This is a genomic window from Xenorhabdus szentirmaii DSM 16338, assembly GCF_002632585.1.
Classification (GTDB): Bacteria; Pseudomonadota; Gammaproteobacteria; order Enterobacterales; family Enterobacteriaceae; genus Xenorhabdus; species Xenorhabdus szentirmaii.
The window spans coordinates 1,299,414-1,314,768 of the sequence record NZ_NIBV01000001.1 but is presented as its reverse complement, the minus strand read 5'-3'; the positions used below and the strand labels follow the sequence as shown (position 1 = coordinate 1,314,768).

The 15,355-nt window shown below is 45.3% G+C and carries 12 protein-coding genes; 7 read left to right on the top strand and 5 right to left on the bottom strand.

The genetic code is table 11. The annotated features are described in order from the left end of the window. Nucleotides 1-107: 107 nt before the first annotated feature. From thiC to thiH, 6 genes are read left to right on the top strand one after another with little or no spacing between them, the layout of a single operon-like run. Nucleotides 108-2,165 carry a phosphomethylpyrimidine synthase ThiC gene (gene thiC, locus Xsze_RS06040; protein WP_051462391.1) on the top strand — a complete coding sequence of 686 codons (2,058 nt, stop codon included), beginning with the start codon at nt 108-110 and terminating at the stop codon, nt 2,163-2,165. Beyond that, nucleotides 2,149-2,826 carry a thiamine phosphate synthase gene (gene thiE / locus Xsze_RS06035; protein WP_038237874.1) on the top strand — a complete coding sequence of 226 codons (678 nt, stop codon included), beginning with the start codon at nt 2,149-2,151 and terminating at the stop codon, nt 2,824-2,826. Before thiC ends, thiE begins: the two co-directional genes overlap by 17 nt. Continuing rightward, nucleotides 2,820-3,644, top strand: coding sequence for a HesA/MoeB/ThiF family protein (locus Xsze_RS06030; RefSeq protein ID WP_038237876.1), 825 nt, complete (start codon nt 2,820-2,822; stop codon nt 3,642-3,644). Before thiE ends, Xsze_RS06030 begins: the two co-directional genes overlap by 7 nt. Beyond that, a complete protein-coding gene (gene thiS, locus Xsze_RS06025; RefSeq protein ID WP_038237883.1) occupies nt 3,641-3,841 on the top strand; it encodes a sulfur carrier protein ThiS in 201 nt (66 codons plus the stop codon). The genes Xsze_RS06030 and thiS overlap by 4 nt, the downstream gene beginning before the upstream one ends. An 18-nt stretch (nt 3,842-3,859) precedes the next feature. Continuing rightward, complete coding sequence (locus tag Xsze_RS06020; RefSeq protein WP_038237886.1) at nt 3,860-4,627, top strand: thiazole synthase; 768 nt, start codon at nt 3,860-3,862, stop codon at nt 4,625-4,627. Continuing rightward, complete coding sequence (gene thiH, locus Xsze_RS06015; RefSeq protein WP_038237887.1) at nt 4,624-5,748, top strand: 2-iminoacetate synthase ThiH; 1,125 nt, start codon at nt 4,624-4,626, stop codon at nt 5,746-5,748. The genes Xsze_RS06020 and thiH overlap by 4 nt, the downstream gene beginning before the upstream one ends. Nucleotides 5,749-5,825: 77 nt before the next feature. On the opposite strand, the gene Xsze_RS06010 is transcribed toward thiH, so the two are convergent. The 5 genes from Xsze_RS06010 to malT form a co-directional block, all read right to left on the bottom strand. Continuing rightward, nucleotides 5,826-6,614, bottom strand: coding sequence for an enterotoxin A family protein (locus Xsze_RS06010; RefSeq protein ID WP_038237889.1), 789 nt, complete (start codon nt 6,612-6,614; stop codon nt 5,826-5,828). Nucleotides 6,615-6,672: 58 nt separating this feature from the next. Then, nucleotides 6,673-7,206 carry a hypothetical protein gene (locus Xsze_RS06005; RefSeq protein WP_038237891.1) on the bottom strand — a complete coding sequence of 178 codons (534 nt, stop codon included), beginning with the start codon at nt 7,204-7,206 and terminating at the stop codon, nt 6,673-6,675. 329 nt (nt 7,207-7,535) lie between these two features. Next, nucleotides 7,536-8,600 (bottom strand): hypothetical protein, encoded by a 1,065-nt coding sequence (locus tag Xsze_RS06000; RefSeq protein ID WP_038237893.1) that lies wholly within the window; start codon nt 8,598-8,600, stop codon nt 7,536-7,538. 562 nt (nt 8,601-9,162) lie between these two features. Continuing rightward, nucleotides 9,163-9,762, bottom strand: coding sequence for a DUF1349 domain-containing protein (locus tag Xsze_RS05995; protein WP_038237895.1), 600 nt, complete (start codon nt 9,760-9,762; stop codon nt 9,163-9,165). A gap of 81 nt (nt 9,763-9,843) precedes the next feature. Continuing rightward, a complete protein-coding gene (gene malT / locus Xsze_RS05990; protein ID WP_038237898.1) occupies nt 9,844-12,558 on the bottom strand; it encodes an HTH-type transcriptional regulator MalT in 2,715 nt (904 codons plus the stop codon). 355 nt (nt 12,559-12,913) lie between these two features. Here malT and malP point away from each other — a divergent pair, with 355 nt between their 5' ends. Then, the gene (malP, locus tag Xsze_RS05985; RefSeq protein WP_038237900.1) at nt 12,914-15,349 is read left to right on the top strand and encodes a maltodextrin phosphorylase; all 2,436 of its coding nucleotides are present in this window, start codon (nt 12,914-12,916) and stop codon (nt 15,347-15,349) included. The last annotated feature ends 6 nt before the right edge of the window (nt 15,350-15,355 follow it).

Sequence of the window (15,355 nt, the reverse complement as noted above, 5' to 3'; positions counted from 1 at the left end):
TATCACGTACATCTGTAGCCAGTACAAATACTCATCAGCATCAAACATTACTCCCTGCGAGCTCCAGACAAGCAATTTTCTCAACTCATTACAGTCAGGAATTTGCTATGTCTCATGCTATTAACAAAAACCGTACTACCTCCAACAGCACCCTCTCCACTGCTGATGTCATCCCTGCCACGGATCTTTCCCCTAACGCCCATCCAGCCCGGACTCGTAAAGCCCAGCGGGATGCTGCACAAGAATTTATCAATTCGATCCAAGGTGTCGCATTTCCCAATTCACGCCGTATTTATCTGGAAGGGTCACATAAGGACATTCAGGTTCCGATGCGTGAGATCCAACTCTCTCCGACACTCATCGGTGGCACAAAAGAGAACCCTCTATTTGGGGAAAATGAACCTGTGCCTGTTTATGACACCTCCGGCCCTTATGGTGATCCTGAATCCATACTGAATATACACGTTGGCTTGCAAAAACGCCGCCAGACATGGATTGATGAGCGTAATGATACCGAACCCGTTGCCGTCCTCAGTTCTGATTTCACCCAACAGCGCCTTGCGGACGCCGGGCTGGATCACCTGCGCTTCCACCATCGTTCACACCCGCTGAAAGCCAGACAAGGCAAGCGTGTCACCCAATTGCATTATGCGCGCCAGGGCATCATCACACCAGAAATGGAATTTATTGCACTGCGCGAAAATATGGGTCGCGAACGCATTCGCAGTGAAGTCCTGCTCCAACAACATCCGGGGCAAAATTTTGGGGCCAATTTGCCGGAAAACATCACGCCAGAGTTTGTCCGCCAAGAAGTTGCCGCCGGCCGTGCGATTATCCCCGCCAATATCAACCATCCCGAATCAGAACCCATGATTATCGGCCGCAATTTTCTGGTGAAGGTGAACGCCAATATTGGTAACTCCTCCGTCACATCCTCCATTGAGGAAGAAATCGAAAAACTGATTTGGTCTACCCGCTGGGGTGCAGATACCGTCATGGATCTCTCGACCGGGCGCTACATCCACGAAACCCGTGAATGGATACTGCGCAATAGCCCGGTCCCCATCGGAACCGTCCCGATTTACCAGGCACTGGAAAAAGTCAACGGTGTAGCAGAAAACCTGACATGGGAAATGTTCCGCGATACATTACTGGAACAGGCCGAACAAGGGGTGGATTATTTCACCATCCATGCCGGCGTACTGCTGCGTTATGTTCCGATGACGGCCAGGCGCCTGACCGGGATTGTTTCCCGTGGTGGTTCCATCATGGCGAAATGGTGTCTCTCTCATCATCAGGAAAATTTCCTCTACACCCACTTCCGTGAAATCTGTGAAATCTGTGCCGCTTATGATGTTTCCCTTTCTCTGGGTGATGGCTTGCGTCCGGGCTCCATTCAGGATGCCAACGATGAAGCGCAATTTTCCGAGCTGCATACCCTCGGTGAACTGACCAAAATCGCTTGGGAATACGATGTTCAGGTTATGATTGAAGGGCCGGGACATATCCCGATGCAATTAATCCGCCGCAATATGACAGAAGAGCTGGAGCATTGCCACGAAGCCCCGTTCTATACTTTAGGGCCGCTTACGACAGATATCGCTCCCGGTTATGACCACTTCACCTCCGGCATCGGCGCTGCCATGATCGGCTGGTTTGGCTGTGCTATGCTGTGCTACGTCACTCCCAAAGAACACCTTGGCTTGCCTAACAAAGAAGATGTCAAGCAGGGGCTGATTACTTATAAGATCGCAGCCCATGCGGCAGATCTTGCCAAAGGTCATCCCGGCGCCCAAATCCGCGACAATGCCATGTCAAAAGCCCGTTTTGAGTTCCGTTGGGAAGACCAGTTCAATCTGGCACTTGATCCTGAAACAGCCCGTTCTTATCACGATGAAAGCCTGCCTCAGGAATCCGGTAAAGTCGCCCATTTCTGTTCTATGTGTGGCCCCAAATTCTGCTCCATGAAAATCACGCAAGATGTGCGGGATTACGCAGCAAAACTGGAGAAAGAAACAGGAATGGAACAGATGTCAGAAGAGTTTCGTGCACGTGGCAGTGAACTTTATCACTCTTATCCTGATGACCAAAACGATCACAGTGTCCATAACGATCACAATGCAGAAAAAAGTGCGGATGAGGTAACTCATGAAAAATCAGCCTGACGCATCAAAAACACACCAGCTTGCTCCTTTTGCCCCAACCGCACACCGATTGGGGCTTTATCCCGTCGTGGATTCCCTGATATGGATTGAGCGATTATTGGAAGCAGGCGTAAGAACCCTGCAACTGCGCATCAAAGATAAACCGGAGGAGCAGGTAGAGAAAGACATTCAATCTGCCATTGCACTCGGCCGACACTACCATGCCCGCTTGTTCATTAACGATTATTGGCGTCTGGCTATCAAGCACCACGCCTACGGTGTTCATTTAGGGCAGGAAGATTTGGATATCGCCGACCTAAATGCCATTCAGCAAGCAGGGCTGCGTCTGGGAATTTCCACCCATGACCAGAATGAACTGGCACGGGCGAAAACGTTACGCCCTTCTTATATTGCTCTGGGGCATATTTTTCCTACTACAACGAAAGAAATGCCGTCACCACCACAGGGGCTTGACTCACTCAAACATCAAGTGGAGATCACACCGGAATATCCCACTGTCGCCATTGGCGGCATCTCACTGGAGCGAGTACCGGATGTGGTTGCAACAGGTGTCGGCGGCGTGGCATTGGTCACGGCCATCACAAAAGCAAAAGACTGGCGTCAGGCCACGGCCAGATTACTTCATTTGATTGAAGGTCAAGATCGGGGGCTTTTATGTTAAGTGATCAAGAATTTATGCGTTACAGCCGCCAACTGCTATTGGAAGACATTGGCCCGGAGGGACAGAAAAAATTAAAAACCAGTCGGGTGCTGATCATCGGACTCGGTGGATTAGGCGCACCTGCGGCACTTTATCTTGCGGCAGCAGGCGTAGGAAATCTTTATCTTGCCGATGACGACGAATTACATATTTCAAATCTGCAACGCCAAATCCTCTATCGGACAGCGGATATTCCTGCCAATAAAGTGCAATTGGCGGCTAAAAAACTGGCTGATTTAAACCCGCTGGTTACGATAACAAAACTCACGGAGCGGCAAGATCACGCATCTTTGATGCACATCATCAATCAGGTCGATTTAGTGCTGGATTGCACTGATAATATGTCAACCCGCCATGCAATCAATTCAGCCTGCATCGCGGCAAACAAACCGCTCATCAGTGGCAGTGCCGTTGGTTTCAGCGGGCAACTCATGGTCATCGAACCGCCTTACCAGCATGGCTGCTATGCCTGCCTTTATCCCGACGACGAAGAACCTCAGCGCAATTGCCGGACGGCCGGAGTATTAGGCCCCATTGTGGGTGTCATTGGCACATTGCAATCATTGGAGGCAATCAAAATGCTGGCCGGGCTTCCTTCTCCTTTAAGTGGGAAACTCCGGCTATTTGATGGCAAACAGCAGAGTTGGAGCACATTGCAGCTCACCCGTTCATCACAATGCCCGATTTGCCGGTCTGTTGCCGAAAAAGCCACCGTCATACAAGACGATATCAACACGGTGGCAACCGGAATAAATAAGGCAGGAAAAGAAGTCGCATGAAGATTATTGTCAACGATCAACCGATCACACTCAGTGCGCCCCTCACCATCCAGCAGTTGCTTGAGCATATACAGCGCACGCAATCAGGCACCGCTTTGGCCGTTAATCAGACTATTATTCCGCGCTCAGAGTGGCATATCCATCAGATTAATGACGGGGACAATATTTTGCTGTTTCAGGCCATCGCGGGTGGCTGATATCGTTAAAGGCTAATTATGTTAAAGATTGCTGATACTCACTTTCACTCTCGCCTGTTCACCGGAACAGGCAAATTCGCCAATGCAGAATTAATGATCGAAGCGATCCGTGCCTCTGGCAGCCAATTAGTCACCATGGCGATGAAGCGCATCGATCTGCATGGCAATGACGATGGCATTCTTGCGCCATTGCAACAGTTAGGCGTCAGGCTACTGCCCAATACCTCTGGCGCCAAAACTGCCGAAGAAGCCATATTCGCCGCCCGCCTCGCCCGGGAAGCGCTGGGCACTAACTGGGTTAAACTTGAGATCCATCCCGACGTCAAATACCTGTTGCCCGATCCGGTTGAAACGCTGAAAGCGGCGGAGCAATTAGTGAAAGAAGGCTTTATCGTCCTGCCTTACTGCGGTGCTGACCCTGTCCTGTGCCGACGGCTGGAAGACATTGGCTGCGCGGCTGTCATGCCATTGGGAGCCCCCATCGGCTCCAATAAAGGATTGCTGACCCGGGACTTTCTGCAAATTATCATTGAACAGGCCAGTGTACCCGTTGTTATTGATGCCGGAATCGGTGCGCCGAGTCACGCATTGGCGGCCATCGAAATGGGGGCGGATGCCGTACTGGTCAACACGGCCATTGCGGTTGCCCGTCATCCGGTCAAAATGGCTCAGGCGTTCAAAGCCGCCATTGAAGCCGGAGAACTTTCACATCAGGCCGGCGTAGCAAGCCAGAAATCCTATGCAGAAGCCTCCAGTCCGCTGACCAATTTTCTGGAGGCATTATGACAAGCAACACATTTCGTCAGCACTGGGAACAACTGGATTGGGATGACATATCCTTAAGCATCAACAGCAGAACACCCCGGGATGTTGAACATGCCCTGACCCGTGATCGCCTGACACCTGACGATTTTATGGCTTTGCTCTCACCCGCTGCATTGCCTTATCTTGAACCGCTTGCACAACGCGCCCAGCAGCTGACCCGTCAACGTTTTGGTAATACCGTGGGATTTTTTATCCCACTCTACCTTTCCAATTTATGTGCCAACGACTGCACTTATTGTGGCTTCTCCATGAGTAACCACATTAAACGCAAGACACTGAATGAACAGGAAATCGAAGCGGAGTGCCTGGCACTGAAAAAACAAGGATTTGAACATATTCTGCTGGTAACCGGAGAGCACCAGAATAAAGTCGGCATGGATTACTTTCGCCGCTATTTACCCCTGATACACCGTCACTTCAGCTCCGTTTCAATGGAAGTCCAACCGCTGGCGCAAGAAGAATATGCAGAGCTGAAAACACTGGGACTGGATGGCGTGATGGTTTACCAAGAAACCTATCATCAACCCAGCTATCAATTGCATCATTTGAAAGGGAAAAAACAGGATTTTCACTGGCGGCTGGAAACACCAGAACGCCTTGGGCGAGCCGGAATTGATAAAATTGGGCTGGGTGCACTGATAGGGCTTTCCCACAATTGGCGCACCGATTGTTATATGGTGGCAGAGCATCTGCTGTTCCTGCAAAAACAGTTCTGGAAAAGCCGCTACTCCATTTCTTTCCCGCGGCTACGCCCCTGCGCGGGCGGCATTGAACCGGCTTCGATGATGAATGAAGCTGAATTGGTGCAACTGATTTGTGCTTTCCGCCTGTTGGCACCGGATGTGGAACTTTCCCTCTCCACCCGTGAGTCCCCCTTTTTCCGGGATAACGTTGTGCCCCTGGCCATCAATAACATCAGCGCAGGCTCCAAGACCCAACCGGGTGGTTATGCCGATGACCACCATGAATTAGAGCAATTTGCTCCCCATGATAATCGCTCCGTTTCTCAGGTTGCCAACGCCTTGGTTAAATCCGGCTTACAGCCGGTCTGGAAAGATTGGGATAATTATTTGGGACGGTAATCCCCCTATTTCCACCAGAATGATACTTAACCTCCCTCCACGTGTTCAATGGTAGAGAGAGGTTAAGTAGAAAATTATTAGAGATAAATTTCGTTTAAGAAAGCATTTAACAATAAGCTGTTGTGACATGCCTTTAATTCTTTCAAAAATGAATACTTATCCATTTTATCACTCATTCTGATCATCATATGGTCAAAATGGAATTTATCCAGATTAAGGGCGCAGGACGTTACAGGTTCGATAATGTGACTTGTACTTGGTGCCTGAGATACCGGTATATAAGGGTCGGGATTAACTGTTGTATCCTCCTCCTCATAATCCTGGTTTACACGAAGCTCACCTTCAACGTATCTATAAGTATTCGGATCATAAACAAACTCCCGAGCATTCACAATTTGCGTAACAGCAATACCTTCGCGTGCTGCATATTCTTCCTGCTCTTCATAAGCTCTAATTAAAGTCAAATACTCTCTATTGCCTGTTTGGTTATAAAGTGCCTGTAATGACGACATTGCATTATAAAAATTGGAAGTTGGCCGTATTTCATAAACATAAAATGTCTCTCCATGCAGAAAATCGGATCCCCAATGAATTGCAAAATCTCGGGAGGCACTCGTTGAAACAAATATTGAAGCCTCTTCGGGTGGTCCTGGGTTTGGAAAACTGGCTACCTGAACATGCTCAGCAATATTGTCATTCGTTCCAGCGGGAGAAAATCCGCCCTCTACGGGACGGAAGATAACATTTGGATTACGTGTATCCATTCGGTAAACGCGAGTAACAGCGCTTGGCGGTGTCTGGGCATAAGACTGCGCTGTGTATAAAAATAAAAGACAAAATAGGGAAAGAAGCGTTTTAATTTTCATTAAATGTTCCTTCTAAAATTTTATACATGTTCAGAGAACCCAAAAAAATGACTCTTGATTATGGAAACCAAATTTCTACCGAGTTGAATTGTGGGCCATTCATATTGTCGGATGATGTTGTCCAAATCTGACTCTTTGCACAGTGAGTAGTTTCTGTTGTTATATCAGAAAGTAATACCTCCTGCCCACTAGCTTGAGCTGCTAAAATACTTGCGTAAGCTCTTTTCCCCAACTCACTATTAGTGACTAATTCACCGTAAGCCCAGTAAATTTGAACATCCTTATTTTTCCAACTTGATCCTGTTTTTGATAACCAAACTGCCCACCCTTGCGTTGGAACATTCATGTTTGTAAATAGTCCAACCACATACCCTCTTCCACACTCATATTGAATTGTTTTTTTAGCCGTAGCGTTATTCACACTGAACTTCATATTACGTTGATTACTCTTATAATTATGGAGATCTGGTGTCTTTAAGGTATTATGTTCAGGTTTTGGAGAAACTGTTGCCTGTGTTATTTCCTTGTCACTTGAATAAGCTGAAAAACTCAGCATCATCATTATTGCTAGAAATAATTTATATTTTTTCATAATCTTTATTTCACCTCAAAAAAGATAACAATTTGCAAGAAAAATCCTTACTATCATAATTTCAAATAAAATTATTTATTTTATTATTTTTACATTCACATAAGCAGCACCTCATATTTTTTTAAAATTAAAAATAGGTATATCTACCGAACGATTTTTATTAAATAAACATATGCATTTTAATTTTTGGTAAAATTAAAAAATGAAATAATAGACCTGCCTAAATGAGATAAATAAAAAATAACTTGCTGAAACATTTAAATTTATACATGATTTTTTACTCAAAATAAAAGTTACTGATTTATTTCTTATGATAATTTGAGACTCTGTCAGTCGGATAACACCATTTGATAGACGGGTGTCATCATTTCACCAATTGGAAAAACAGTTCTAAGTTCTGAACAGTCAGGTGATTGCTCTTCAACAAAACGTGAATGATGTGGAATGGCTTGAGTCAGAACTGTTCGAGCTTGTATTCCTGAAAAAGAACACTCATCACCCAGAAAACGTGCCAATAAGCGTGTTTCATTTGGGGATGCAACAATATCTTCCCTAGTAATGAAACGGTCACGGTGCAACAACCGGAGTAAAGATAAATAATCCATTTGATCTGAAAGCATAATTGGCGCAACATTATCGTTATTCCCTCTGACTATAATGAATCGCCTGGTACGGTAAAAAACATCATAGTAAGCACCTGACTGAAGAGGTATATTATTAGCTCTAGTCCCCCACGCTATTTCTGGATGTGCTAAACCCAATGCATGCCCAAATTCATGAAGGATCATGGAGTAAGTCATATCCGCAAAAGACGTATCTAGATTATTGCCAAAAATAATACCAATACGTCTGCGAGTCTCCGGCGATATATCTCGGTTTTCTGTTATATACATACCCGGCTCAGAAAGAATATCAGGCAAAATAGTTCGGCCAGCTGCCAATCCCACTGAATTTGGAGCTGCCGTGAATGCCAGAGGAATTACTGAATCTCCAACACGTAAATGCTGTGCCTGTGTGTTTGGTATTGTACGGATAATAAAATTTGATCGCCCCCCTGTATATGCACGACGAATTTGAAAACCACGGACGCTTAAAAAGCGATTCCAATATCGAGCAGCCTCTTCAACCAAGGGAGTGACATTTACTCTATAAGTTTGTCGGTCGTAAGTATAGAATATATATAAATCATCAGGAATTTGATACAAAAGCTCAGTGCCATAATTTCTAATTGCACTATAACGCCTATTGTCTCTATCAACACCGAATACAACAAAGTTTAATATAACATTTAACTGTTCCTGAATAGGACTGGGCGTTGGGGTTTGTGCTAAAGAATAAGGAATAAAATATGCTGATAACAAAAACAACATTAACATCTTCATATAATTGTACATATATTTCCCTTCTTTTATATTATATATTTCCTATATGAATAACAATCCAAAATCATAGATTACCGCCTGACACCTCGCAGTGCGGGTGTAATAATAAGAGTAGAATATTTACCCCATTATTCAACTCATGCAAATAAAAAATAACATTAGTGCGACTCTGAATCCAAAAAATCCGTTATCATTCCAAAGAGTTGGAATGATGTTTTTAATATATAAAAAAATATGACTTTAACATTCCAAAGAATAATAACCTTGCTCCCCATTACTTCATTCTTATTGCCCATAAAAAATGCCTTAACGAAAGCATAAGGAAATATATTTCCATTTAATTTCAAAGTGCAGCCAACAAATCTGCGGCTTGAAAGACAAAAGGCATGCAGATATACAGAACCATAATTTCCTATTTTGGCAATGAAATAGGAAATAGGAAATAGGAAATAGGAAATATTTGACTCAGGGTAAGAGTATAAGTGTTTAAAAGAAGAAGAAAATTTTCCAACAACAAAACCTAGCGGGAGCGACCTGCTCCCTTTTGAGTGCTTATGTTTTAACTATTTATGTTTTAACTCAAATCATGCAGATGCTTGTTCAGAGAAGGTGTCAATCTGAAATCAGAAAATTTCACCTGCAATCCTTCACGTTCTGGTGAACAGCACATAGCCCCGATAAAAATACGCCGCTGATCGCTAACCACAAAAGGAGACAATCGCAGCAACGGCCATGTCACACCATCAACGGAATACTGCAATCTGATGGCATTATCACGATAAGTGAGACGTAACCAGAACTTATCCGGCTCGCCCGGGAAAATACCCATCGCCCAGTCAGATCCCCCGTTCGTCAATACACTATCAATCGTTGCCCGCCCGTCAGAGTGCTCAATTCCGGCTTTCAGCCAATGCTGTTCATCCACCAGCAACATGATGCCAGCCTGATCGTATAAATGCTCAAACTGCCCTTCAATACAACATTGAAAAGTAAAGCCATCCTGAAGCTGAAAATCACCGGTGTAGCCACCAAATACATGGCCACTATGACGCTGAAACCCATACCATGTATCACGCCAAAAATTGGTTTTATTATCAGTTGAGACATAAAGTTCATTTTCCTGGCACCGCCATACAGCGGGTTCATTCAACCACTGACATTCCTGTAAATTCATTGATATTTACCCTGTTATGTTTAGTCTGAATTGAGCAATCAACGCACCTTAAACAGCCCCATGCCCAGTGAACCACTGCCATTAAACTCCCAATCCCATCATTTTCAATAAGTTCTGGGCTTGCTGAATAGCATCTTGTCGATGTGTAATGCCCATTTTTTGGTACAAATTCCGTATATGCGTTTTAATCGTGGTTGCTGCTACATCCAATTCTCCAGCGATTTGATCATTGCTATAACCAGAATAAATCAAACCCAATACCTGCCATTCACGCTGGGTTAACGGACTATTGCGAATAAGCTCGGGGACATCAGGATGCGTGAGTAATTGCTCGACAAAGCTCTCATCAAAATGGGCAAACTTATGCCGGTGCTGGCGGTTAATTTCCCGCAGGATACGTTCTGCACGATACTGTTCCATTCCCGGCAAGATGTTGAGTTGAATGAGTTGGCGCAACTGCAAAGCCATCAACTCCCCTTCAATCACAAAATGGCTGATAAACCCAGTGCAATTAGCCAAACTCAGTGCTGCCATCAAAACATCCTGAGCATCAGCTTTACGCTCTAATTTCCAGTACAGTAGATTGCACAACAGAAGATTACGGTTCAAGTCACTGACCAATGCCAATTTTTTTGCATGCTCGTTTAACTTATTCAAGATCGATTCGGCCGCTTCATACTGACCTAACAAGATTTGTGCACGGGCAATATTGCGCCATTGATTTTGATTGAAGTGATTACAGAAGCTTTCTGGCCGCTCCGCCTGTAATAGCCATTGGGTTGCCGAATGACTGTCTTCTGAACTCTGCCAGATGATGACACGAAGTTTATCGATATTTGTTCGCCAATCGCGATGATAATGCCCATTGTTCAGTAAGTTCTCACAACGGGATAAATGACGGCGGGCATTGTCAATATCACCGCGGATCAACGAACATTTTGCCAATTGAGTCAGACACTGCAATTGCTGTTGGGGCTGGAAATTGGATAATACGCCCAACCCTTGGCGCGCCGCCTCCTCAGATTCATCAATACGTGCCCAGCACCACAAAAGTTGCGAACGAATCCTCAGCAAAAACTCATGCATCGGCAATTGTTCTAGATGTTGCTCACGGATCAAATTAAACGCCTGAGTTTGCGTATCATAGGCAGTCTGTAAATACCCCTGAGCCAGTAAAATCTCGCTTTGCTGCAACAATGCCCATAAAGCATAGTGGTAAACATGACAAAGCCGGGCCAGTTGTTCTGTTTGCTTCATCAGCGCCAATGCACTGACCAGCTGCCCATTGCAATGCAATACCTCCCCTTTCACTGACATCGCGACAATCCGGCCATATTGATTGTCAGGAAGCAATGTCGCCAATGCCTTTTCAGCCAACATTTCTGCCTCATCCGGTCGCCCGTCATTGATAGCCACTTGGGCCCGGAGGGCATCAAATTCCCCTGACAATTCCGGCTCAATGTCTATCTTTTTTTGCTGCAGGGATTGCTCAGCCTGATTCAATAGCGCATTCACCTCATAATGGCGATGCTGGCTCTGCGCTAACCACGCTTGTAAAAGTACCAAACGAGGGCTTTCCAACAATTGCTCATGTGGCAGAGCATTCATGCACTCTTCCAATAAGGATAATTTACTGTGATTAAACAACGCCCAAGCATGTTGCAGCAAAATATCCCGCAACAATTCCGTATCTCCGGCGGCAAGGGCATGATGAATGGCTTCCCCCGGATACCCCTGCATTAACCACCCTTTCACCGCCGCCCGGTGTAATTCTGGTAATTTTGCCGCCATTTCCCACTGGCAACGCTGGCGTAAAAATGAAGCAAATAAGGGATGAAAACAAAACCATTCGCCGGAATCATCCATGCGCTGGATAAACAACCCCTGACGCTCAATATCTTCAAGCCGGTGCTGACCATTCTCCTCTCCCGTCAGACAGACAATCAAGCCATCATTCATGGATCGAAGGATGGAACTGTGCAGCAATAAATCCCGCGTAGCCTGATCCACCTGATTTAATACTTCATCCACCAAATAATCCGCCAGATGGCCGGCATTCATCCCTGAAAGATGCTTTGCTGATATTTTAGCTTCACTGCCTGATTGCCGGGCCGAAAGTGCAATAAGCTGTAATGCCGTCGCCCAGCCAGCAACGTCTTCACACAATTGCTTGCAATTATCAACATCCAACGGATTGACTAACCGGTTGGCAAAAAATTGCTGGGTTTCCTGATAATTGAAGGCCAGTTGCTGGCTATCAATCTCCAGTAACTGCTCACGCACTCGCAAATTTGCCACTCCCAAAGAAGGCAAATGGCGCGATAAAATCAGCAATGTCAAATTTTCAGGTTGATGACGAAGAAAAAACCGCATCGCTTCATGAATAACAGGATTAGCGATCAGGTGATAATCATCAATGACCAGAAAAATCGGCTGCGACCAGTCACTGAGCTCAATAAATAGTTGGGAAAACAGTGCCAATAAATTGGCATATTGATGTTTCTGGGCCAACACTTCACTTTTTATACAATGTCTTTGTGTGGCTTGCTGAATGGCAGCAATCAAATAACTGGCAAAACGCTCAGGCTGATCATCACTTTCATCAAGGGAATACCATCCCAGATTGTCCCGATCGGCAGCCCATTGTGACATCAGTGTTGTTTTTCCATATCCAGCAGGACTGGTTACCAGCACCAGCCGATGATCCTGTGCTTCATTGAGCTTTTCTAACAAACGTTCCCGCATGACCATATTATTCAGGCGAAGGGGACGACTGAGTTTCGATGGGATAAACATGAATTTCCTTCCCTATAAGTGATACAGAAAACAAAAATCTGAGTTTTGTCTGACGCTATTGAGCCACCACGTCACCGCCATTCATCAATGTCCACCAAATTTAGAGAAACCCCGATCTTTTGCAAACAAGTTGATTGATTTCATTGTGTTAAATTGCACCTTGTCACATTCTTTGTTTGCAACCTTTCTATTTCCTGATGAAATTGCGAGAAGATTCGAAATAAATCGCTACGCCTTCACACTCCTCCCCGCGAATATTTTTACAGGATGATGTTCCTTCCCTTCCTAACCGTCAGCATATTCCCCTAAATAATCTACCGGGCTTTCTTTAAATCAGTCACAGGATAACGATGCCATGCAACTATCTGAGTTAGATTCCAATAAAAAAATCCCATTGAATAAAGCTGCCTTTCAGGCTGCCATAACACGCCAATGGCAACGCTTCGGTCTGAGCTCCGCTCAAGAAATGACATCCCGCCAATGGTGGCAGGCCATGAGTCGGGCACTTTCTGAATCATTGCCTTTTTCCACGGGAAAAAATCAGGCTGAACCACCACAAAATGGTCAACGCCACGTGAACTATATTTCAATGGAATTTCTGATAGGCCGACTAACCGCCAACAATTTATTGAATCTTGGCTGGTATGACGATGTGCAAGCTTACTTGGCAGAAGATGGCATCATTCTGAGTGACATATTGGAAGAAGAAACTGATCCCGCGTTAGGCAATGGGGGGTTAGGCAGATTAGCTGCTTGTTTTCTTGATTCGATGGCAACACTCAACCAACCTGCCACTGGGTATGGCCTGAATTATCAGTACGGTCTGTTCCGCCAATCTTTTAAAGACAACCAGCAAATTGAAACACCTGACGACTGGGCGCGCGAGTCCTACCCTTGGTTTCACCATAATGCACAGCTAAACGTCAACGTTAATTTTGGCGGTAAAATCGTAACAAACGCTGATGGTCATGAAATCTGGCATCCTTCCCTGACACTGATCGGCGAAGCATGGGATTTACCCGTAATAGGGTATAGAAATGGTGTCAGTCAGCCACTGCGCCTTTGGCAAGCAACATTCGATAAACCTTTTGATTTATCACTCTTCAATGATGGGCAGTGTTTGTATGCCGAACAGCAAGGTATTGAAGCAGCCAGCCTGACCAAAGTACTCTACCCGAATGATAATCATCATGCAGGTAAACGGCTGCGCCTGATGCAACAATACTTTCAGTGTGCCTGCGCTGTAACAGATATTTTGCGCCGCCATCAACAAGCAGGACGTAGAATAGAAGAGCTGCCGCGCTACGAAGTGATCCAACTCAACGATACTCATCCGACTATCGCCATCCCTGAAATGATGCGTCTTTTACTTGATGAACACCAGTTGGATTGGGAAACCGCATGGGAAATTACGGGAAAAACTTTCGCGTATACCAACCATACTTTACTACCAGAAGGTTTGGAACGTTGGGATGAACCACTGTTCAATGAATTGCTTCCGCGCCACCTTCACATTATTAAGGAAATCAACCGCCGTTTTAAACATACCGTGGAACAAACCTGGCCCGGTAACCAACAAATCTGGGAGAAATTGGCGGTTATTCATGATAATCAAGTCAGGATGGCCAATCTCTGCGTTGTGGCCTGTTTTGCTGTTAATGGGGTTGCTGCCCTGCATTCATCCTTGATAGTGACCGATCTATTTCCTGAATATCATCAACTATGGCCAACAAAATTCCATAACGTAACCAATGGGGTCACTCCACGCCGGTGGATAAGACAGTGCAATCCTGCACTTTCCTCATTAATTGACCAGACATTAAACGACGAATGGATTCATGATCTTAACACCCTCAAACAACTTGAGCCGTATGCCGACGATCCCGCATTTTGCAGCACTTACCGCAACATTAAACAGGACAATAAAATCCGCCTGTCCAATTATGTGAATAAGGTGATGGGGCTTAAACTTGATCCTCATGCCATCTTTGATGTGCAGATAAAACGTCTGCATGAATATAAACGTCAACATCTGAACCTGCTCCATATTTTGTCTCTTTACCGGCAAATTCAGGAAAATCCTTCTTTGGATATTCATCCACGCGTCTTCCTGTTTGGCGCTAAAGCAGCTCCCGGCTACTATTTGGCTAAAAATATCATTTCTGCCATCAACCATGCGGCCGAAAAAATCAATCATGATCCGATTGTTCGCGATCGGATAAAAATTGCCTTTATCCCTGATTATAATGTTTCCGTTGCAGAGTTGATGATCCCCGCAACCGATGTATCAGAACAAATTTCCACCGCCGGAAAAGAGGCTTCTGGAACAGGTAACATGAAACTAGCTCTAAATGGCGCACTCACCATTGGAACACTGGATGGGGCGAATGTTGAAATAGCAGAACAAGTCGGCAATGAACATATCTTTATCTTCGGGAAGACAGTCGAAGAAGCCAAGGCCTTACTCAGCAATGGATACAATCCACAAGAGATACTGCAACAAGATCCTCATCTGAAAGGCATACTGGGTTCTCTTGCCAATGGCGAATTCAGCCACGGGGATACACATGCATTTGAACTTATGTTGCACAGCCTTACCGATGGTGGTGATCCTTATTTAGTTCTGGCTGACTTTGCTTCCTACTGCCAGGCTCATGGGCAAATTGATGCCCTGTATCGTAATACTCAAAGCTGGACGCACAGCACCATACTCAATACCGCTCGAATGGGTAAATTCAGCGCTGATCGCACCATTCAAGATTACCAACAACGTATTTGGCAAGCCCAATAGAAACCG